20 protein-coding genes are annotated in these 20684 nt (G+C 69.3%); 17 read left to right on the top strand and 3 right to left on the bottom strand.

Annotated elements, in window-relative coordinates; translation table 11 throughout:
* Positions 1–14 precede the first annotated feature (14 nt).
* Positions 15–959 (bottom strand): ATP-binding protein, encoded by a 945-nt coding sequence (locus tag ACFWQC_RS09950; protein WP_378676552.1) that lies wholly within the window; start codon positions 957–959, stop codon positions 15–17.
* 310 nt (positions 960–1269) lie between these two features.
* Between ACFWQC_RS09950 and ACFWQC_RS09945 the strand changes: the two genes are divergently transcribed.
* From ACFWQC_RS09945 to ACFWQC_RS09920, 6 genes are all read left to right on the top strand, one after another.
* Positions 1270–2712, top strand: a complete 1443-nt coding sequence (locus tag ACFWQC_RS09945; protein ID WP_378676549.1) for an NAD(P)/FAD-dependent oxidoreductase — start codon at positions 1270–1272, stop codon at positions 2710–2712.
* A gap of 144 nt (positions 2713–2856) precedes the next feature.
* Positions 2857–3696: an alpha/beta fold hydrolase gene (locus ACFWQC_RS09940; RefSeq protein ID WP_378676546.1), complete on the top strand. Its 840-nt coding sequence runs from the start codon at positions 2857–2859 to the stop codon at positions 3694–3696.
* Positions 3693–4619, top strand: a complete 927-nt coding sequence (locus tag ACFWQC_RS09935; RefSeq protein WP_378676543.1) for a metal-dependent hydrolase — start codon at positions 3693–3695, stop codon at positions 4617–4619. The genes ACFWQC_RS09940 and ACFWQC_RS09935 overlap by 4 nt, the downstream gene beginning before the upstream one ends.
* Complete coding sequence (locus ACFWQC_RS09930; RefSeq protein ID WP_378676540.1) at positions 4616–5707, top strand: PDR/VanB family oxidoreductase; 1092 nt, start codon at positions 4616–4618, stop codon at positions 5705–5707. Before ACFWQC_RS09935 ends, ACFWQC_RS09930 begins: the two co-directional genes overlap by 4 nt.
* A 60-nt stretch (positions 5708–5767) precedes the next feature.
* Positions 5768–6301 (top strand): GNAT family N-acetyltransferase, encoded by a 534-nt coding sequence (locus tag ACFWQC_RS09925; RefSeq protein ID WP_378676537.1) that lies wholly within the window; start codon positions 5768–5770, stop codon positions 6299–6301.
* Positions 6298–6576 (top strand): hypothetical protein, encoded by a 279-nt coding sequence (locus tag ACFWQC_RS09920; protein ID WP_378676535.1) that lies wholly within the window; start codon positions 6298–6300, stop codon positions 6574–6576. Before ACFWQC_RS09925 ends, ACFWQC_RS09920 begins: the two co-directional genes overlap by 4 nt.
* A 6-nt stretch (positions 6577–6582) precedes the next feature.
* On the opposite strand, the gene ACFWQC_RS09915 is transcribed toward ACFWQC_RS09920, so the two are convergent.
* On the bottom strand, positions 6583–7353 hold the full coding sequence (locus tag ACFWQC_RS09915; RefSeq protein ID WP_378676532.1) for an IclR family transcriptional regulator: 771 nt from the start codon (positions 7351–7353) through the stop codon (positions 6583–6585).
* Between the two features lie 69 nt (positions 7354–7422).
* Between ACFWQC_RS09915 and ACFWQC_RS09910 the strand changes: the two genes are divergently transcribed.
* From ACFWQC_RS09910 to ACFWQC_RS09890, 5 genes are all read left to right on the top strand, one after another.
* A complete protein-coding gene (locus ACFWQC_RS09910) occupies positions 7423–8238 on the top strand; it encodes a 2-keto-4-pentenoate hydratase (protein ID WP_378676529.1) in 816 nt (271 codons plus the stop codon).
* Between the two features lie 5 nt (positions 8239–8243).
* Positions 8244–9218 (top strand): acetaldehyde dehydrogenase (acetylating), encoded by a 975-nt coding sequence (locus tag ACFWQC_RS09905; RefSeq protein ID WP_378676766.1) that lies wholly within the window; start codon positions 8244–8246, stop codon positions 9216–9218.
* On the top strand, positions 9215–10237 hold the full coding sequence (dmpG, locus tag ACFWQC_RS09900) for a 4-hydroxy-2-oxovalerate aldolase (RefSeq protein WP_378676525.1): 1023 nt from the start codon (positions 9215–9217) through the stop codon (positions 10235–10237). The genes ACFWQC_RS09905 and dmpG overlap by 4 nt, the downstream gene beginning before the upstream one ends.
* Positions 10238–10299: 62 nt before the next feature.
* Positions 10300–11280, top strand: coding sequence for a hypothetical protein (locus ACFWQC_RS09895; protein ID WP_378676522.1), 981 nt, complete (start codon positions 10300–10302; stop codon positions 11278–11280).
* Between the two features lie 45 nt (positions 11281–11325).
* Positions 11326–11898, top strand: coding sequence for a GNAT family N-acetyltransferase (locus tag ACFWQC_RS09890; RefSeq protein WP_378676519.1), 573 nt, complete (start codon positions 11326–11328; stop codon positions 11896–11898).
* Positions 11899–12152: 254 nt separating this feature from the next.
* Here the strand turns inward: ACFWQC_RS09890 and ACFWQC_RS09885 are convergent, their stop codons facing one another.
* A complete protein-coding gene (locus ACFWQC_RS09885) occupies positions 12153–12614 on the bottom strand; it encodes a GNAT family N-acetyltransferase (RefSeq protein WP_378676516.1) in 462 nt (153 codons plus the stop codon).
* A gap of 114 nt (positions 12615–12728) precedes the next feature.
* Between ACFWQC_RS09885 and ACFWQC_RS09880 the strand changes: the two genes are divergently transcribed.
* From ACFWQC_RS09880 to ACFWQC_RS09855, 6 genes are all read left to right on the top strand, one after another.
* A complete protein-coding gene (locus ACFWQC_RS09880; RefSeq protein ID WP_378676513.1) occupies positions 12729–13574 on the top strand; it encodes an LLM class flavin-dependent oxidoreductase in 846 nt (281 codons plus the stop codon).
* Between the two features lie 363 nt (positions 13575–13937).
* Positions 13938–14348, top strand: a complete 411-nt coding sequence (locus ACFWQC_RS09875; protein WP_378676510.1) for a DoxX family protein — start codon at positions 13938–13940, stop codon at positions 14346–14348.
* The gene (mgrA, locus tag ACFWQC_RS09870) at positions 14345–15406 is read left to right on the top strand and encodes an L-glyceraldehyde 3-phosphate reductase (protein WP_378676507.1); all 1062 of its coding nucleotides are present in this window, start codon (positions 14345–14347) and stop codon (positions 15404–15406) included. The genes ACFWQC_RS09875 and mgrA overlap by 4 nt, the downstream gene beginning before the upstream one ends.
* 106 nt (positions 15407–15512) lie before the next feature.
* Positions 15513–17123 carry an AbgT family transporter gene (locus ACFWQC_RS09865; RefSeq protein ID WP_378676505.1) on the top strand — a complete coding sequence of 537 codons (1611 nt, stop codon included), beginning with the start codon at positions 15513–15515 and terminating at the stop codon, positions 17121–17123.
* 181 nt (positions 17124–17304) lie between these two features.
* Positions 17305–18780, top strand: coding sequence for an amidase (locus tag ACFWQC_RS09860; RefSeq protein WP_378676503.1), 1476 nt, complete (start codon positions 17305–17307; stop codon positions 18778–18780).
* Positions 18781–18860: 80 nt separating this feature from the next.
* Positions 18861–20684, top strand: coding sequence for a serine hydrolase (locus ACFWQC_RS09855; RefSeq protein WP_378676501.1), 1824 nt, complete (start codon positions 18861–18863; stop codon positions 20682–20684).

Here is a 20684-nt window from a genome sequence, read left to right as displayed (position 1 = left end):
ACAGCGTACGGGTTCTAGCGGATCGGACCGGTCATCTGGGCCGCGCTCCACCGGGTGGGGCGGCCGCCGGCGGCCTGAGTGAGGTATTCGCCGAGGAACCAGCGCTGGAAGGTGACCTGTTCGGGCGAGCGGGCCAGGACGAGCAGCCGCTCCTGGCGGCAGAACTCGTCGATGAGGTCGAGCATGTCGAGGAACCGGCGCATCGTCTCGGCCGCGGACCGCGGCATGCGTACGTGCAGGTCCGCAGTCTCCCGGTCGCGGCCCGAGCTCGACCCGATCACCCCGGAGAGCTGGCCGTGGCCGAGGCCGTCGAGGAGCTGACGCTCCAGCGAGCCGAACAGGGCCGAGAGGCTTGCGGCGAGCGGGTAGTCGTGGGCGTGGGCGAGGGAGAGGAGGCGTACTTCGCGCCGCAGCTCCCGGAAGTGATGCTGGAAGCCCTTGTAGAGGGCGAGAGGTACGCCGAGGATGCTGACCTCGACCGCCTCGGTGCCGAGGCGCTCGGGCTTCGGGGGAGCGCCGGGAGGTCCGGTGATCACGCCCTCGACGCCGTCTCCCTCGTCGATCTCGGCCGCGGGGGTGAACCAGACGATCTTGCCGGACGCGTCGATGTCTGCGCCCCAGGCTTCCGAGACGCTGGCCACGATCGAGAGGCCGCGACCGACCGTCAGCAGGACCTCGTCCTCGTCGTCGAGGGCGAGCGGGACCGGCAGCAGGGGCGGCTCGGTCGAGCCGTCACGGATCTCGACGCGGGGGTGGTCGACGGTGCCGCGCATCCGGATCGTGACAGGGGCGGTGCCGTGGAAGAGCGCGTTGGAGACGAGCTCGGAGACGCCGAACTCAGCGCACTCGATGAGGTCGGTGCGCTCGATCTCCTCGCAGGCCGCTCGGACCCAGATGCGGGAGTCCTGGACGGCGCGGGAACCGGTGCGGAGCAGGAGAGCTGGCCGGCTCAACGGCATGTTCTCCTCCGATCTCGCGGGTCGGGATACACACGATCTCGTTGTGTGCTGTTCGTTGCAAGAATTTTCCGCACTTGAAGGTGTCTGATCCGGGCCATTGACCACTAGGGCACAAGGTCCCGGTCGCCCTCACAGATTAAAGTCAAGGGGTTCCGACTCGGTTAGGGACACGCTGTGGAAACTCATACTCTGCGGCTGCCCGGCAACTGTGACGAAGTAGTCGCGCCCGGGAATGAACAGATCCGCCGCAATGGTTGAGAATATGAGGTGGAACGTTCAAAAGGTCTCGTTTGAGGTAGGGGATTAGTCAATGTCAGCGGACCAGGCAAAGCAGCGGGTCGTCATCATCGGCTCCGGCTTCGGGGGTCTTTTCTCCGCGAAGGCGTTCAAGGGCCGCGACGACGTCGAGGTGACCTTGATCGCGAAGACGACCCATCACCTGTTCCAGCCGCTGCTCTACCAGGTGGCGACCGGGATCCTCTCGCAGGGCGAGATCGCTCCGCCGACCCGAGACATCCTGCACCGGCAGAAGAACGCCACGGTGCTGCTCGGCGAGGTGACCGAGATCGACACCGAGGCCAAGAAGGTCGCGGCGCATGTGCTCAACCAGGAGATCACCGTCGAGTACGACTCGCTGATCGTCGCCGCCGGCGCCGGCCAGTCCTACTTCGGCAACGACCACTTCGCCGAGTTCGCCCCGGGCATGAAGTCGATCGACGACGCGCTCGAGCTGCGTGGCCGCATCTTCGGCGCCTTCGAGATCGCCGAGCTGACCGCCTCGCGCGGCGAGCCGATCGGCGACCTGCTCACCTTTGTCGTCGTGGGTGCGGGCCCGACCGGTGTGGAGATGGCCGGCCAGATCGCTGAGCTGTCCAACCGGGTGCTGAAAGACGACTTCACCTACATCTCCTCGGAGAAAGCGCGAGTCGTGCTCGTCGACGCGGCCCCGCAGGTGCTGCCGCCGTTCGGGGAGAAGCTCGGTGCCAAGGCGGAGCAGGCGCTGGAGAAGGCCGGTGTCGAGGTCGTCCTCGGCGCGATGGTCACTCACGTCGACGAGTTCGGCATCGAGATGAAGTTCAAGGACGGCAGGAGCGAGCGGATCGGCTCGATCGCGAAGATCTGGGCCGCCGGCGTCCAGGCCTCTGAGCTGGGCAAGACGCTCTCGAAGCAGACCGGTGCCGAGCTCGACCGCGCAGGTCGGATCGCCGTCAACCCCGACCTGACCCTGCCGGGTCACCCCGAGATCTTCGTGGTCGGCGACATGATCAGCCTCGACCACCTTCCCGGTGTCGCGCAGGTCGCGATCCAGGGCGGCAAGCACTCGGCCAAGACGATCAAGGCCCGTCTGAAGAACAAGCCGGAGCCCGGCAACTTCAAGTACTTCGACAAGGGCTCGATGGCCACCATCTCCCGCTTCAACGCGGTCCTGATGATGGGCAACTTCAAGCTGACCGGCATTCTCGCCTGGTTCGGCTGGCTGGTCGTCCACCTGGCCTACATGACCGGGTTCCGCAACCGGCTCACCGCGACGCTGCACTGGATGATGTCGTTCATCGGCAGGGACCGCTCCGAGCGCACCACCACCATGCAGCAGATCTTCGCCCGGGAGGCGCTCGAACGTGTCCCAGGCGGCATGGCCGCTCTCATCGACGACCCTGCCGAGGTCGCTCTGCAGGTCGAACGCCGCCGCAAGGAGCTCGAGGAACAAGCCGCCGAGGAGTCGCGCCTGGCCGACTCCCACAGCGCCTCGTAGCCACCGCATTTCAACGACCCGCCGCAGACCATGGTCTGCGGCGGGTCGGTCCATTTCCGCCATCCAGGATCCGTGCTTGCTATTGTTCGCGGACACGGTGTCTCATTAAACTGCTGATGAGATGCCTGCGACGGAGGAGGACGCGTGACCGAGGTGACCAAACGACTGGTCGAGACCACCGACGGGCTGACACTCGCTGTCTACGAGCAGGGACCGGCCGACGCCGAGACCGTGGTGCTCGTCCACGGCTACCCCGACAACCACTCCGTCTGGGAGGGGGTCGCGAAGGTGCTTGCCGAGCGCTTCCACGTCGTCGCCTATGACGTACGCGGCACGGGGGAGTCGGGGGTTCCGGACTCGACCGCCGGCTACCGCCTGGCGCAGCTCTCTGCGGACTTCAAGGCGGTCATCGACGCGGTCTCGCCCGACGCGCCGGTGCACGTCGCGGCGCACGACTGGGGCTCGATCCAGACCTGGGAGTCGGTGACCGACCCGGCGCTGAGCAGCCGGATCGCGACGTACGTCTCGATCTCGGGGCCCGACCTCGGGATGGCGACCACCTGGCTGCGCGAGCGGACCCACCTGGGGAGCTCGCTGCGGCAGCTGGCCCACTCCTGGTACGTCTTCGCCTTCCAGCTGCCGCTGCTGCCCGAGGCGATGGTGCGCTCGGGGCTGCTCGCGAAGTTCGTCGGTGGCGAGGAGCGGCCGACCAAGGACCAGGTCAACGGGGTCGAGCTCTACCGGGCCAACTTCCTCGCCAAGCTGCTCCGTCCGTCGGCGCGGTCGACGGACGTGCCGGTGCTGGTGATCGCCCCGCGTGACGACGCCTACGTGACCGTGCCGCTGCAGACCGAGGCGCCCCGGGCGTACGCGACGTCCCTGGTCACCCAGGTCATCGACGGCGGCCACTGGGTGGTGGCCGCGGATCCGGAGCTGGTCGCGGGCGAGATCGCGGCCTTCATCGAGAAGGAGGGTGTGCGATGAGCAAGGAGAGCAAGCGCGGGCACGAGCCGGCCAAGGTGGCCCTCCACCCGCGGAACGTGAAGTTCGACTGGAGCAAGCTGCCGCTGGTGTGGATCCCGGGCGAGGTCTTCGCCTCCCACTACGTCAACGTGCTGCACCTGCTGCTGCCCGAGGGGGAGCGGTGGTTCGTCAAGGTGTTCTCCGAGATCCTGCCGTTGATCGAGGACGACCAGCTGCGCGAGGACGTGATCGGCTTCATCGGCCAGGAGGGCGTGCATGCCGCCGCCCACCAGGAGGTGCAGGACTACTTCACCGACAACGGTCTCGACGTACGTCCGTTCGTGGCCGAGATCGAGGCCCTGTTCCGCAAGATCCTCGGCGACCGCGACCTGACCGGCCGGGCCAAGGAGGAGTGGCTGATCGAGCGCGCCGCGATCATCGCCGGCCTCGAGCACCTCACCGCCGTGCTCGGCAACTGGGTCCTCAACTCGCCCGCGCTCGATGAGAAGGGTGCCGACGAGACGATGCTCGATCTGTTGCGCTGGCACGGCGCCGAGGAGGTCGAGCACCGCAACGTGGCCTACGACGTCTTCCAGCATGTCGACGGGCGCTACGTCCGCCGGGTCCGCTCGTACCTGCTCGGCGGCACCGCCCTGCTCGTCCTGTGGTGGCGCGGCGCCGGCTACCTGATGAAGAACGACCCCACCGAGCCTGATCCGGCGAAGCGGCCGAAGGCAGGGCTGTTCCAGCTGATCGACGCCGAGCGTCGTGGGCTGGTGCCGGGCGTCGTACGCATCGGGTGGGCGACCTGGAAGTTCTTCCTGCCCGACTACGACCCGTCCAAGGAGGGGTCGACCGCCCAGGCGGTGAGCTACCTGGCCAAGTCTCCGGCGGCGCTGCGCGCCGACGCCATCGCGGAGACGCACAACGTGGAGGGTAAGTGAGCAAGCCGGCGCACTACGCCGTCCCGGACATCCCCGACTCACGGCTCTACCGAGGCTTCGAGGCGATCGTCGGGAGCTACTGGACCAAGGCCGCCTACCGATCCTGGCGGCGGCGCACGCCGCTCGGCAGGATCGACCGCGACCTGCACGTACGCGTCAGCCGGATCGACGAGGAGGGCCTCGACGTCAAGGCGATCTGGTTCGAGCGTGAGAACGGCAGCGAGCTGCCGGCCTGGGACCCGGGGGCGCACGTCGACGTGGTGCTGCCCAGCGGCCGGCTGCGGCAGTACTCGCTCAACTCCGACCCCGACGACCTCTCCGCCTATCGGATCAGCGTGCGCCGGATCGAGCCGACCGCGGGCGGAGGCGGTGGCTCCGTCGAGGCGCACTTCCTCTCCGTCGGCGACCGGCTGGTCCTGAAGGGACCGCGCAACGCGTTCCCGTTCGTCGACTCGCCAGCCGGCTACCTCTTCGTCGCCGGCGGCATCGGGATCACCCCGATCCTGCCGATGCTGCGCGACGTGGTGCGCCGGGGTGTGCCGTACGAGTTCGTCTACACCGGCCGCTCGCGCGAGACGATGCCGTTTCTCGCGGAGATCCGGGAGATCGTCGGCGACCACGAGATCCAGCTGTGGCCCGACGACGAGATGGCCCCAGGGACGGGGCGGAGTCCTGATGTGGCCAAGATCATCTCGCTGGCACCGGAGGGTGCTGCGCTCTACTGCTGCGGGCCGATGCCGATGATCGACGCGATCCGCGCGCAGATCCCCGACCCGCAGATCGACACGCTGCACTACGAGCGGTTCTCGCCGCCGCCGGTGCTCGGCGGCCGCCCGTTCCGGGTGCGCCTCGAGGACTCCGACATCGAGGTGGAGGTGGGCGCCGAGGAGTCGGCGCTGGCCGCCGTCCGCCGGGTGCGACCGGCCCAGGCGTACTCCTGTCAGCAGGGGTTCTGCGGCACCTGCCGGGTCAGGGTGCTGGAGGGAGAGGTCGAGCACCGCGACCATGCGCTGGCCGACTACGAGCGCGACGGCCACATGATCCTGTGCGTCTCGCGTGCGAAGGGGACGGTCGTGATCGACGGCTGACACCCGTCGTTCCGCGATATCGGTTTGTTCCGGCGGGCCGTGTGCTGGTCTGCTTGCGGCATGACAGCACTTGCCCTTCCCACGCTCGATCTCTACGACTCCTGGGCGGCGTCCGTCGCCGAGTTCGGCGGGGCTCATGTCGACGGCGCCGCCATCGCCGACGAGTTGGCCGCCGACGTGAGCCGTGAGGCGTGCGAGCGGCTGGTCACGAAGACCGCGCGGGACCGGAACCTCACGATCCCGCCGCCCGCCGGGCGGGTGCACGCCTCGTCCTTCTGGATCACCGACGACGGCCAGGTCGTCGGGTTCATCCAGCTCCGGCACGAGCTCAACGAGTTCCTGGAGAACGTGGGTGGGCACATCGGCTACTCGGTGCGGCCCTCGTCACGTCGCCAGGGGCATGCCCGGCGAGCGCTGGGTCTGGTGCTCGACGAGGCCCGGGCCCTGGGCCTCGAGCGCGTCCTGATCACCTGCGACGAGGACAACGGTGCCTCGGCGCGCACCATCGAGTCCCAGGGCGGCGAGCTCCAGGACGTCATCGACGCGGCTGCGTACGGCTACGGCCTCACCCGGCGCTACTGGATCAAGCTGTGACGGAGAATGACGTCGCCACCGAGGGGGAGGTGGAGTGGGCGCTGGCCGGTGACCCCGCCGCGCCCGCCGAGCAGGTCGAGGAGGTGCTGACGGCGCTGCGCACCACCGGAGGTACGCCCGAGGTGGGTGTCGAGGTGCTGCGGGCTGCTGCCTTCCGGCTCGTCTCCGAGGACAGGCTCGACGAGGTCGGCCGCGGCTGGCTGGAGCTCCTCGACGCCGTTCGAGCGCATCCGGACGCGAGGTTGGCCGACCTGCCGCCGGCACGCACGGACTGACCCGCGTCAGCTGGACAGGGAGCGGCGGCGGCTCGCCAGGCTGGAGAGGCCCTGGGCCGCGGCCCGGACGATCGTCACGTGGGCCTCGGGGCGGAAGCGGCCCACCGGGCCGGTGACGCTGATCGCGGCGAGCGCCTTGTCGCCGCCCTCGGCGAGGACCGGGGCCGCGATGCACTGCAGGCCTGCGGCCGACTCCTCGCGCTCGAAGGCGACGCCGTTATCGAGCACGGCGGCGAGCTGTCGCTCCAGCAGGCCGGGTGCCACGATCGTGTGAGGCGTACGCCGCTCGAGGGGGCCGCTGAGGATCTCCTGCTGCGCCTCGGGGTCGGCGTAGGCGAGCAGGACCTTGCCGATCGCGGTGCAGTGGACCGGCATCCGGCCGCCCGGGCGGGAGGGTGACTTCGCCTGGCGGTGGCCGCCGATCTTGGCGACGTAGACGACGTCGTGGCCCTCGCGTACGCCCAGGTGGACGGTCTCGTGGGTGCGCTCGTAGAGGTCCTGGAGGAACGGCATCGCCAGCTCCAGGAGCGAGCGTTCGACCGAGGCCCGCATGCCGAGCTCGAAGAGGCCGCCGGAGAGGCGGTAGCCGAGGTTGGTGCGGTCCAGGAGGCGGTTGCTGACCAGGTCACCGGCGACGCGGTGGGCGGTCGCCTTGGGGAGTCCGGTGCGGCGTACGAGCTCGGCCAGCGAGAGCACCTGGTCGTCGACCGTGAAGGCCCGCAGGATGGTCACCGCCTTGCCGAGCACGGTGTCGAGATCGGCAGATTGGTGAGGCATGGGATCACCGTACCGGTCAGCGGGACGACTGTGCCCCTGATCAGGCCCAACCGCTGAGACCGTGGGTACATGAGCGAAGTGACCTCCCAGCCCGACGTCGCCGGCGACGCTGCCGTCGCGGCCGCCGCAGACCGGCTGCTGACCGCCGCCGCCACCGGCACCCCCGTTCCTCCGATGCGGGACCTGCTGGCGGCGACCGATCTGGCGACGGCGTACGCGATCCAGGAGCGGCTCACCGCCGCCCGGGTCGCCGGCGGAGCCACCATCGTGGGCCGCAAGATCGGGCTCACGTCGAAGGCCGTGCAGGAGCAGATCGGCGTGGACACCCCCGACTTCGGTGTGCTCTTCGACGACATGGCGTACATGGACGGGGGAGCGCTCCCCGCCGATGCGATCCTGCAGCCGCGGGCCGAGGCGGAGATCGCCTTCGTGCTCGCCGCCGACCTGGCCGACGGTGATCTCTCCTACGACCAGGTCAGGGAGGCCATCGACTACGCCGTCGCCGCGATCGAGATCTGCGGCAGTCGGATCGCCGACTGGAAGATCGCCTTCGGCGACACCGTCGCGGACAACGCCTCCGCGGGCGCGTACGTACTCGGGACCGAGCGCCGGCGGCTGGACGAGTTCGAGCCTCGCGAGGTCACCATGTCGATGTCGATCGACGACGAGGAGGTCTCGACCGGGACCGGGGCGGCGTGCCTGGGCGACCCGGTCAACGCCGTCCAGTGGCTGGCTCGCTACGCGCGTGACTTCGGTGAGCCGCTGCGTGCGGGCCAGCTCATCCTCTCCGGCGCGCTCGGGCCGATGCGGCCGATCGCCCCGGGCAACACCGTTCGTTCCACCGTGTCGGGCCTCGGCTCGGTGGCCTTCAGCGTAGGGAAGTGACCTCCATGCCAGCGGAAAGCACAGGCAAGACCAAAGTGGCGATCATCGGGTCGGGCAACATCGGCACCGACTTGATGATCAAGGTGATGCGTACGTCGCAGCATCTGGAGATGGGCGCGATGGTCGGGATCGACCCGTCCTCCGACGGGCTCGCCCGGGCGGAGCGGTTCGGTTTCGCGACGACCGCCGACGGGGTCGAGGGGCTGATCGGGCTGCCCGGGTTCGACGACATCGAGATCGTCTTCGACGCGACCTCGGCCAAGGCGCACGTCGCCAACGCGGCAGCCCTGGAGCCCTACGGGAAGCGGCTGATCGACCTCACCCCCGCGGCGATCGGGCCGTACGTCATCCCGGCCGTCAACATCGACGAGCACATCGACGCCCCGAACGTGAACATGGTGACCTGCGGCGGGCAGGCGACCATCCCGATCGTGGCCGCGGTCGCGCGGGTGGTGCCGGTCGCCTACGGCGAGATCGTCGCCTCGATCTCGTCGAGCTCCGCCGGTCCCGGCACCCGGGCCAACATCGACGAGTTCACCGAGACCACCTCGGGCGCGATCGTGCAGGTCGGCGGCGCCAAGCGCGGCAAGGCCATCATCATCCTGAACCCGGCCGAGCCGCCGCTGATGATGCGCGACACCGTGTATGCGCTGGTCGAAGGCGGGTCTCGCTCCCTGGAGGAGCTGACCGCGGAGATCACCGAGTCGGTCGAGAAGATGGTCGGCGACGTCGCCGCGTACGTTCCCGGCTACCGGCTCAAGCAGAAGGTGCAGGTGCAGGAGATTCCCGACGACCAGCCGGTGGAGACGTTGCTGGCCTCGGCGGATGACGCCCGGCCCACGCACCAGGTGTCGGTGTTCCTCGAGGTCGAGGGCGCCGCGCACTACCTCCCTGCGTACGCGGGGAACCTCGACATCATGACCTCGGCCGCGCTGCAGATGGCCGACAGGATCGCTTCGTCCAAGGAGGCCGCGCGATGAGCACGCCCATCTACGTCCAGGAAGTCTCGCTGCGCGACGGCATGCATGCCGTCCGCCACCGGATCACGCCCGAGGACGTCAAGCGGATCGTCATCGCCGCCGACGAGGCCGGCGTCGACGCCATCGAGGTCGCCCACGGGGACGGTCTCACCGGCGGCTCGGTCAACTACGGCCCCGGCTCCAACAGCGACTGGGAGTGGATCGAGGCAGCGGTCTCGGTCATCAAGAACGCCCGCCTGACGACCTTGCTGCTTCCCGGCGTCGGCACGATTCACGACCTCGAGCGCGCCTATGACCTGGGCGTTCGCTCGGTGCGGGTCGCGACCCACTGCACCGAGGCCGACGTGTCGGCCCAGCACATCGCCGCCGCACGCGAGATGGGGATGGACGTCTCGGGCTTCCTGATGCTCTCGCACATGGCCCCGCCCGAGCAGCTCGCCGAGCAGGCGAAGCTGATGGAGTCCTACGGCGCCCACTGCGTCTACGTCACCGACTCCGGCGGCCGGCTGACGATGAACGACGTACGCGACCGGGTCCGCGCCTACCGGTCCGTGCTCGATGACGAGACCGAGATCGGCATCCACGCCCACGAGAACCTGTCGCTGTCCGTGGCCAACTCGGTCGTCGCTGTCGAGAACGGCGTCTATCGCGTCGACGCCTCCCTCGCCGGTCACGGGGCCGGCGCCGGCAACTGCCCGATCGAGGCGTTCATCGCGGTCGCCAACCTGTCGGACTTCAAGCACAACTGTGACCTGTTCAAGCTCCAGGACGCCGCCGACGACATCGTCCGTCCGCTCCAGGACCGCCCCGTCCGCGTCGACCGCGAGACCCTCACCATGGGCTACGCCGGCGTCTACTCCTCCTTCCTCCGCCACGCCGAGAACGCCTCCGCCCGCTACGGCGTCGACACCCGCGACATCCTCATGGAGTGCGGCCGCCGGGGTCTGGTGGGCGGCCAGGAGGACATGATCGTCGACATCTGCCTGACAAAGCTGGCTGAGGGCGAAGCGGCAAGCTGAGGGAACCCTGGGAGCGACAAGCGCACCAGGCGCGCCTGGCGCTCCCAGGGTTACCATGCCTCGTGGGTGATGAGCGGGAGGTGCGGGAGCGGCGGGAGGACGATGCTCGGCTGCTGCGGGCCCAGGTGCTGATGCAGGACGGGGTCGCGAGCCATGCGCAGCTGACCGCTGGCGGGGTGACGAAGACCGACATCGAGCGCGGGCTTCGTCGCAAGGAGCTCCGTCGTGTCCATCCGCGGGTCTACGTCGATCATGCCGGCCCGACGACGTGGCGCCAGCGTGCCTGGGCGGCGGTGCTCTACGCCGAGCCGGCCTACCTGTGCTGGACCAGCGTCGAGGAACCCCGGGGTCGCGATGACGGCGCCCCGATCCATGTCGCCATCGACCACCGGCGCCGGATCCGGCCGCAGGACGGGATCATCGTCCACCGGATGACGGGGCTGGAGCAGCGAGCCTATGGCGGCACCCCGCCCCGGCTCGCGGTCGAGGACAACGCGCTCGCAATGGCCCACGACGCCACCAAGGAGATCGACGCGATCGCCCGGCTGGCGGAGGTGGCGAGCAGGACGTACGTCACCGCGAGCTCGCTGCGCGCCGCACTCTCGCGCTATCCGTCGGTCCGCCGCCGGCCGCTCCTCGCCGCCCTGATCGGCGACCTCGAGGCCGGCACCCACTCGGTGCTCGAGCACGGATACCTCACCAAGGTCGAGCGCGCGCATGGCCTGCCTGTCGGCACTCGGCAAGCGCTCCGATCGGGTCCGGCGGGGACACAGCTCCGCGACGTGGACTATGCGGCGTACCAGCTCGTCGTCGAGCTCGACGGGGCCCTGGGCCATGACTCGTGGCGCGACCGGGCCCGCGACGCCGATCGTGCTCTCGACGATCTCGCGTCGGCAGGGTCGACCACCGCCCGCCTCCGCTTCCACCAGGTCTTCGACACCCCCTGCCAGACCGCCACCCGGATCGCCAGGATCCTCAGACGCAACGGCTGGGCGGGCGTGATGAAGGCCTGTGCCGAAGGATGTCGCATGAAGGAGGCCTGACTCGGGCCGCGGACACGACGGCTCGCCTGTGGTTGGATCCCTGGGGTGAGCTTGCCCGTGCTGAGCACCGAGCGGATCCGCCTCGAGCCGGTCTCCGACCGCCATCTGAGCGACCTGGTGGCGCTCAACTCCGACGCGGAAGTGATGGCGTTCCAGCTCGGTCGACCGGCGACACCTGAGGAGACCGCTGCCGAGTGGAAGACGCGGCTGGTGATGCAGTCGGATCCAGTGCGCGGGCTGGGTTACTGGGCGGGGAACGTCGGAGGCAAGTTCGTCGGTTGGTGGTCAGCATCAACTTTCGCGGGTCTGCCGGCACAGTCCGGTGTCGGCTACCGGTTGTGTCGTGATGCCTGGGGGAGTGGTCTAGCCACCGAGGGCGCCCGTGCGATGGTCGGGCAAGCCTTCTCGGTGCCGGGAGTGGAGCGAGTCGTCGCTTCGACGAGGGCGGCCAATACCCGCTCGCGCCGCGTGCTCGAGAAGGTCGGTCTTCAGCATGTCGCCGCCCAGCACAAGCAGCAGGAGGACCTGCTGTCTGGCGATCGAGAAGACGTCGTCTACGTGCTTGAGCTCGGCTCATGGCTCGACTCCGGTCGCGTCGCCAACGGATTGACGCCCTAACCCTGGGAGCGCCAGGCGTACGTGGTGCGCCCGACGCTCCCAGGGTCGACCTCGCGCGACGCTCCCAGATGTGCTCGCCGGTGGCGTCGCGTCCGGCCGGCAGACCCGTCTCCGGGTCGCCTAGGTAGGCGAGCTCGCGATCACCATGGATCGCCTGGTATCCCCGCCGCTGCAGTTCGTCGCAGACAGCGGTCTTCCCAGCGCCGGAGACGCCCTCGACGAGGTAGTTCCTGATGCCCATCGTGATGGCCGCCTCAGACCGTACGCCGCATCCGGACGTTCGGGCCGAACTCGGGGTCCTCCCATGGCGTGCCGACCGTGGCGAACCCGAGGTGCGTGAAGACGGCAGCACCGTCAGGTGTGGCGTTGCACCAGACGATGCCACCGCCGTGGTCGGCGATATGGGCGAGGCACCGCTGCAGCAGGCCGGTGGCGACCCCTTGGCCGCGCCACCCGGGTGCGGTGGCGAGCCGACGGAGCCGCCAGCCGGCATCCGCGCTCTCGGGCTGGTCGGGGTATGCCGCCGGGAACAGGGTGACGCAGCCGATCACCGTGCCTGCAGCATCCTGGGCGGCGTATGTTGCCACGTCAGGATGGTCCTCGCCCGGGATCCGCGCCACCTGGGGCGACGCGCCTCCGTGCAACACGTCAGCCCGTAGCCGATGTGTCCGGCTCGCTGCGACCTGCGAGATCTCGAGACGCTCCGCCGAAGCCATGCCGTGAACGTATCGGTCAGTGCCTGGAGTTTCGACCGGTTTCCGCCGTTGTGCAGGTGTGGTCGGCAAGAACGGTCAAGTGGACTGTCGGAGGTCGCGTCTAACGTGAGAGCCATGAAGTTCGGGTTCGTCGGAAGCTTTGGTACGCCGGCACAGCACGTGACGCTCGCGCGGGAGGCGGAGGCGCACGGTTGGGACGGGTTCTTCACCTGGGACGCGATCAGCATGGGGTCGTTCGGGCCGACGTGGGACCCGTTCGCGGTGCTCGCGTCGGTGGCGGCGGTCACCGAGCGGATCACGCTCGGGGCGATGGTCTTCGCTGCGCCGCGGCACCGGCCGTGGGAGTTCGCGCAGCGGGCGCTGACGGTCGACCATCTCTCCGGTGGGCGGCTGGTGCTGCCGGTCGGGGTCGGTGTTCTGGACGATCAGGGATACACGTCGGTCGACGGTCAGCTCACCGGGCTCAAGGAGCGCGCCGACCTGCTCGATGACCTGCTCGCCTTCCTGGAGAGGTCCTGGAGCGGCGAGCCGTTCGCCTTCGGCGGCACGCACACCCGCGTCGGCGAGATGGTCTTCCCCGAGCCGCCGGTCAACGGGCGCATCCCGGTCTGGCCGGTCGGGGTGTGGGACGCCGAGCGTCCCCCGGCCAAGAACCTGCGACGTACGCTGCGTTGGGACGGCATCGTCAGCCAGATCCGCAGCTCGATGGACGAGCCGGGCCCAGCCGACATCGCGGCGCTCGCGACGTGGCTGAGCGACCACGCCGAGGAGCCGGAGAAGTCGTTCGAGATCGTCACGCCCGGCCAGCTCTCCGGCGACCGCGAGCAGGACGCCGAGCTAGCTCGTGCGCGGGCCGATGCCGGTGCGACCTGGTGGATCGAGTCGTGGTGGGACCCGCAGACCGCGACCCCCGAGATGCTGCTCGAGAAGGTCCGCCAGGGTCCTCCCCGCCATGGCTGAGTCCGGTGCCGGCATCGTGATTTCGCGATACCGGTCCCCTATCGCGAAATCACGATAAAGTGCCTGTATCGCGGAATCACGATAGGGGACTGGACTGCTCTCGCGGCCTCGGACGTCAAGGCAGAGATCTCGAGATGGGGCGTACGCCGTGCCGACTGGGTCGTCGAGGACTGCCTTTGCGAGATCGCTGAGGTGGTCGCGAAGGAGACCCCGTTGCCCGGTGCCCACCCTGCCCTTCAAGACGACCTCGCAACCTTCACGAAAAATCTGCGGGAAGGAAGGCCGGCCGGGCGACCCGGGAGTCCTGAGGGCACTGGGTGACTCCACGGCTCCCACGTTGGGCGGGCGTGACAGAGTCGTCCCGTGAGCACTGAATCTTCTTCGCGGCTCGATCTGCCGCTCGTCGGGCTGGCCGCGCTCTTCCTGGGGTCCGGGACCCTGCATCTGGTGAGGCCGCAGGTCTTCGAACCGATCGTCCCGTCGGCGCTGCCGGATGCGCGCAAGGTGGTGGAGATCTCCGGGGTCGCGGAGATCGTCTGCGGGCTGGGGCTGCTGCACCCGAGGACCCGCCGGATCGCCGGGCTCGCGAGCGCCGCGCTGCTGGTGGGGGTCTTCCCGGCCAACGTGCAGATGAGCGTGGACGCGGGGAAGCGGGCGAACCGGAAGCGGACCCCCAAGTCGGCCGGGTTCTTCGCGGGCACCGTCGCACGGTTGCCGTTGCAGTGGCCGATGATCAAGGTGGCGCTGCGCGCCGGAAAGAGGACCGACGCATGACGTACGCCCCGGCAGAGGATCGCTACGACGCGATGCAGTATCGGCGGACCGGCAACAGTGGCCTGGATCTGCCGGCGGTCAGCCTCGGGCTGTGGCACAACTTCGGTGACGACCTGGCGTTCGAGCGGCAGCGGGCGATCCTGCGTACGGCCTTCGATGCCGGCATCACCCACTTCGACCTGGCCAACAACTACGGCCCGCCCTACGGGTCCGCCGAGGAGAACTTCGGCCGCCACCTGCGCGAGGACTTCGCCGGGCTGCGCGACGAGCTGGTGATCTCGACCAAGGCCGGCTGGGACATGTGGCCGGGGCCGTACGGCAAGATCGGCGGCTCGCGGAAGTACCTCATCTCCAGCCTCGATCAGTCGCTGAAGCGGATGGGGCTCGACTACGTCGACATCTACTATCACCACCGCCCCGACCCCAGCACACCGCTGGAGGAGACGATGGGCGCCCTCGACCAGATCGTGCGATCCGGGAAGGCGCTCTACGTCGGACTGAGCTCCTACTCCTCGGCGCTGACCCGGGAGGCGGCGGCGATCCTGCGCGACCTCGGTACGCCGCTGCTGATCCACCAGCCGTCCTACTCCATCCTCAACCGCTGGCTCGAGACCGACGGCCTGCTGGACACGCTCGACGAGGTCGGTGCCGGTGCGATCTCCTTCTCGCCGCTGGCGCAGGGTCTGCTGACGAACAAGTACCTCGGTAGTGGCGGCATCCCGGAGGACTCGCGCGCTGCCAAGGCCCGCTTCCTGACCCCGGAGGCGCTCACGCCCGAGACGCTCGCCGGCATCGAGTCGCTCAACGCCCTCGCTGTTGACCGCGGTCAGACGCTCGCCCAGATGGCGCTCGCCTGGGCGCTGCGTGATCCGCGGATGACCTCGGTGGTCATCGGCGCCTCCCGACCCGAGCAGGTCACCGACTGCATCGGCGCGCTCTCCGGTCCCGAGCTCACGGGCGAGGAGCTGGCCAGGATCGACGAGTACGCCGCTTCCACCGGCATCGACCTGTGGAAGCGCGAGCGGGTCGAGGGCGACCACCGCGAGATCTTCAACTGACCAACGGCCCCACCACATCGCGCCGGCCCGCGACGCTGATTTGCTAGCGTCGCGGGGCCTTCGTTGTTGCAGGCGACCCCACGCTCCGACTCGGTAGGAGAGCTGTATGTCCGCAACCACTGAACCGTACGCATCGACGCGAGGCGACCGGGTGCTCGCCTGGGTCGAGAGGACCGGCAACAAGCTGCCGGACCCGTTTATCCTGTTCCTGATCCTGTTCCTGGTCGTCGGGGTGATCTCGACGCTCCTGGCCGCCATGGACACCCAGGTGACCCTCCCCGGCGCCGACGAGCCGCTCGTGATCAACGGGCTCTTCACGGCCGAGGGCCTGACCTGGTTCACGGTCAACATCGGCGCGAACTTCATCGGGTTCCCGCCGCTGCTGACCGTGGTGACGATCCTGCTCGCCGTGACGGTCGCGGAGCGGACGGGGCTGCTGGCGGCGGCGATCCGCCTCACCCTGGCCTCCGCGCCGCGGTGGCTGCTGCCGTACGCCCTCGGGGTCGTCGGCGTCACCGCGAGCGTGATGGCAGACGCGTCGATGATCGTCATCCCTCCGCTGGCCGCCGCAGTGTTCAAAGCCGCCGGCCGGCACCCGATGGCGGGGCTGGTCGGAGGTTTCGCCGCCGCCGGCGCCGGTTACTCGACCAGCCTCGTGGTGACCAGCCTGGACGCGCTCTTCTCCGGGATCACCAACTCCGTCACCGCGACGCTCCCCGATCCGGGCGCCGCGGTGACGCCGGTCTCCAACTACTACTTCAACGTCGTCTCGGCGATCGTGCTCGCGTTGGTCGCGGGCTTCATCATCGACCGGGTCCTCGAGCCGAGGATGGTCCGCCAGAACGTACCGACCGACGAGGTCGAGGGCGATGCGGACGACCGCTTCCGGAGCAACGACGACGAGGTCGCCGCGGCCCTGAGGAGTCATCGCCAGGCGCTGGAGGCCCAGCTCACGCCGCAGGAGCGCAAGGCGTTCTGGGTGGCGATCGCGACCGGCACCGTCCTGGCGGTCGCGATGGTCCTGGCAGTGCTCCCGCAGGGATCGCCGTGGCGCAACGACGATGGGAACTTCCTGCCGGAGTCCGCGCTGATGGACTCGATCGTCTTCATCACCTTCGTCCTCTTCCTCGTCCCGGGAATCGTCTACGGATTCGTCGCGGGCACGTTGAAGACGGCCGCTGACGTGCCGAAGGTGATGGGTGAGGGGATCAAGGAGATGGCACCGTTCCTGGTGCTGGCGTTCATGCTCGGGCAGTTCATCGCGCTGTTCAACTGGTCCAACGTCGGTCCCGCGCTCGCGAAGGTCGGCGCCGACGGACTGCAGGGCACCGGCCTGACCGGCTTCCCGGTGATCATCGGCTTCATCATCCTGTGCTCGATCTTGAACCTGTTCATCATCAGCGGATCCTCGATGTACACGATCATGGGCGCGGTCTTCGTACCGATGTTCGCGCTGATCGGCTTCGAGCCCGGCTTCACCCAGGCCGCCTTCCGCATCGGCGACAGCGCGACCCAGGTGATCACGCCGATGAACCCCTACATGTTCGTCGTGCTGATGATGATCAGGAAGTACGAACCGGCAGCAGGTCTCGGCACCCTGATCTCCCGCACGCTCCCGTTCGTGATCCCGTTCTGGGTCGCCTGGCTGCTCGTGCTGACGGCCTTCTACTTCGGCGGGCTCGACGTCGGGCCGGGAGTCAGCCCACGGACGGACTGAAATGCCCTAGGGCATGTCTGGTGAAGACACGGCGGCCGCGAGCGGCGTTTCGGGCCGATCTGGCAAGGCGTCCGCCGCGAAGGCATCCTGGAGGCTGTCGAGCGGCGGCAACGCAGCCAGATCGGATGCGAAACGTCGCGTAGCGGGCGTGGATTCGCCAGACATGCCCTAGCCTGCGCTCATGCGGGTCGATGAGTATCTGACGTACGACGCCACCGGGCTGGCGCAGCTGGTCGCTGCCAAGGAGGTGACGGCGGCCGAGGTCCTGGCCGCGGCGCGGGAGCGGGCGGCGGCGGTGAACCCGCGGATCAACGCGATCGTCGCGGACATCCCGGAGGCCGATGCCCAGGTCGCGGGTGAGGGCCCGAGCGGGCCGTTCGCCGGGGTGCCGTTCCTGGTGAAGGACCTGGCTCAGGAGTATCAGGGGCACCCGACGACGTACGGCTCGCGGTCGCTCGTCGACGACGTCGCCGAGGAGCACTCCTACTTCACCCAGAGCGCTTTGGACGCCGGCCTGGTGATCTTCGGCAAGACGAACACCCCGGAGTTCGGGTCGAAGGGGATCACCGAGCCGGAGCTGTTCGGCGCTGCGCGCAACCCGTGGAACACCGACCACACGCCCGGCGGCTCCTCGGGTGGCTCCGGGGCGGCGGTGGCCGCCGGGATCGTCCCGGCCGCCGGCGCCAACGACGGCGGCGGGTCCATCCGGATCCCGGCGGCCTGCAACGGCCTGGTCGGTCTGAAGACCACCCGCGGGCTGCTGCCCCTCGGCCCGCAGAGCCTGGATGCCTCCAACGGCTTCGTCGTCCAGGGCGTGGTGACCCGCACGGTCCGCGACGCGGCCGGGCTCTACGACGCGCTCACCGGTGACCAGCCGCTGGCGATGATCCACGCGCCGCGCCCAGGCGCGGCCTTCTCCGAGGCCGTCGCGACCGCGCCGCGCAAGCTCCGGATCGGGTTCACCTCGACGTCCTCCATCACCGCGCCCGACCCGGAGGCGATCGCGGCCGTCGAGGACGCGGCCAAGGCCCTCGAAGCGCTCGGCCACGACGTCGAGGAGGTCGAGGCGCCCTACGACGCCGCCGAGCTCGGCCGCGACTTCCTCACCATCTGGTTCGCCTCCGCCGCTGCCGAGGTCGCCGAGGCCAAGCTCCGCGTCGGAGCCAAGAACGCCGACTTCGAGGCCGACACCCTCGCCGTTGCCGAGCTCGGCCGGGCCGGGGGAGTGGTCGCCGTCGAGCTCGCGCACATCAACCGCCGCAACCACGTACGCCGCCTCAGCGCGTTCCACGAGACGTACGACCTGCTGCTCACCCCGACGTTGGCCAAGCCGCCGCTGAAGGTCGGGCAGCTGACCACGCCCAAGGCGCTCCAGACCGCCGCGCGGGTGCTGCACAAGGTGCACGGCGGGCGGGTCATGCGCGCGACCGGGATGATCGACCAGCTGGTCGACGAGAACCTCGGCTGGGTGCCCTACACCCAGCTCGCCAACATCACCGGACGCCCGGCGATCTCGGTGCCGACCTACCGGACCGCCGCCGGACTGCCGCTGGGCATCCAGCTCTCCGGTCAGCTCGGCGACGACGGCCTGCTGCTGCAGGTCGCGGCTCAGCTGGAGCAGACGAAGCCGTGGGCGGAGCACTGGCCGACGCTCTGAGGGCCGGACCGGAGACCGGCGCCGTGAAAGAAAATTTCCTTTCACGCACGAAGCTCGCGCCGGAGCGGCAGTATCGGGGTATGACACCGTCTCCGGACATGCTCATGACCTCTCGGCGCACGCTTCTCGGCGGCACCCTGAGCGGAGTCGCGATGACTCTCCTCGGCGGTGCCGCGGTGGCCTCGACCCCAGAGGATCCGACCAAGGCAACCAGGTCGCTCGCCTCGCTGGCCGGCCAGCCACCGACGATCACGCCGGACGAGCTGACCTTCACCCCGCGCACCGTCCTGCGTCCCGGCCACGCCCGCCAGGTCGGCCTCGACCCGGCGCAGATCGCGAAGATCCGCACCGAGCTGGCCAGGTTCCTCGAGCCGACGACGGAGAACCCCGCCCATCCCCTGTACGCCGGGGCCACCGCGATCGCGGTCAAGGACGGCGTCATCGTCGCCCACGAGAGCGTCGGCAAGGCGCTCCGATACGGCCTGGACGGCACCACCGTCGTCGAGCTCTCGGCCGAGCAGCAGGTCGCGGCCGGGCTGGACACGATGTGGGACATCGCCTCGATGTCGAAGCTCTTCACCACGACCGCGATCCTCCAGCTGATGGAGCAGGGCAGCCTCGACCTCGAGGCGCCGGTGGTCACCTATCTGCCCGAGTTCGCGCCGCACGGCAAGGACGCGATCCTCGTACGCCACCTCCTCACCCACGTCTCCGGCCTACTCGCCGGCCCGTCGCCGTCGCTGTGGGCGGGCTACGACACCTACGAGGAGCGGGTCGCGGCGATCATGGACACGACGCCGACGCACGCGCCCGAGCAGATCTACCGCTACTCCGACATCAACCTGATCACCCTCGGGCTCCTGGTCGAGCGCCTCTCGGGGAAGAAGCTCGACGTCTACGTCCGCGACCACATCACCGAGCCGCTCGGGATGCGCGACACCATGTACAACCCGCCCGCCGACCGCCTCGACCGTGTCGCCGCGACCGAGTACCAGCCCTGGGCCGGCCGCCCGATGATCCGTGGCGAGGTGCACGACGAGAACGCCTGGGCCCTCGGCGGCGTCGCCGGTCACGCGGGCGTCTTCTCGACCGCGGCCGACATGGCAAGGTTCGGCCAGATGTACCTCAACGGCGGCGTCTACAACGGCACCAGGATCCTGACGGAGGACACGGTCAGGCTGTCGCTGCGCGACTACACCGGCGCCCGGTTCACCAGCTCCCGCGGCCTCGGCTGGGAGCTCGCCACGACCTGGTACCACGGCCCGATCTGGTCCCCGGTCTCCTTCGGCCACACCGGCTACACCGGCACCAGCATCGTGATGGACCCGATCGGCCACCAGCTCGTCGTGCTGATGACCAACCGCGTCCACCCCAGCCGCGACTGGGGCAGCAACAACCCCTCCCGACGTGCCGTCTCCGACGCGCTCGGCATGGCCTCGGCGGTCCGGCCGGCGAGGGGACGTACGTCGTGGTTCTCGGGTCGCACGAACGCGACGAAGGCGACGCTCGACGTGCCGCTCGCAGCCACCGACGGCGCGAGGCTTCGCTTCGACTACTTCTTCGACACCGAGCCACGCTTCGACTTCGGCCGGCTGCAGTACTCCACCGACGGCGCCACCTTCAGCCCGCTGCCCTGGACACTCGAGGGTGGTGACTGGAGGTGGGAGACCAGTGAGGCGGTCAACGGCTACGGTGGCCGCCGATGGCTGTGCGGCCGCGCCGAGCTCCCGGACGGCACGACCACGGTGCGGTGGACCTACGAGACCGACTCGTCCTCCCAGGGTCGCGGGGTCTACGTCGACGGCATCGTGGTGAGCCAGGGGCGGCGTACGTCGTTCGACTCCTCGCGTCCCGCCGACGAGGCACGCATCGTCGCCGACGGCTGGGCCCCCAGCTATCGGTGA

The sequence above is a fragment of the Nocardioides sp. NPDC058538 genome (assembly GCF_042719275.1).
GTDB lineage: Bacteria > Actinomycetota > Actinomycetes > Propionibacteriales > Nocardioidaceae > Nocardioides.
The sequence above is the reverse complement of the archived record's forward strand: the minus strand, read 5'-3'. Positions and strand labels throughout refer to the sequence as shown.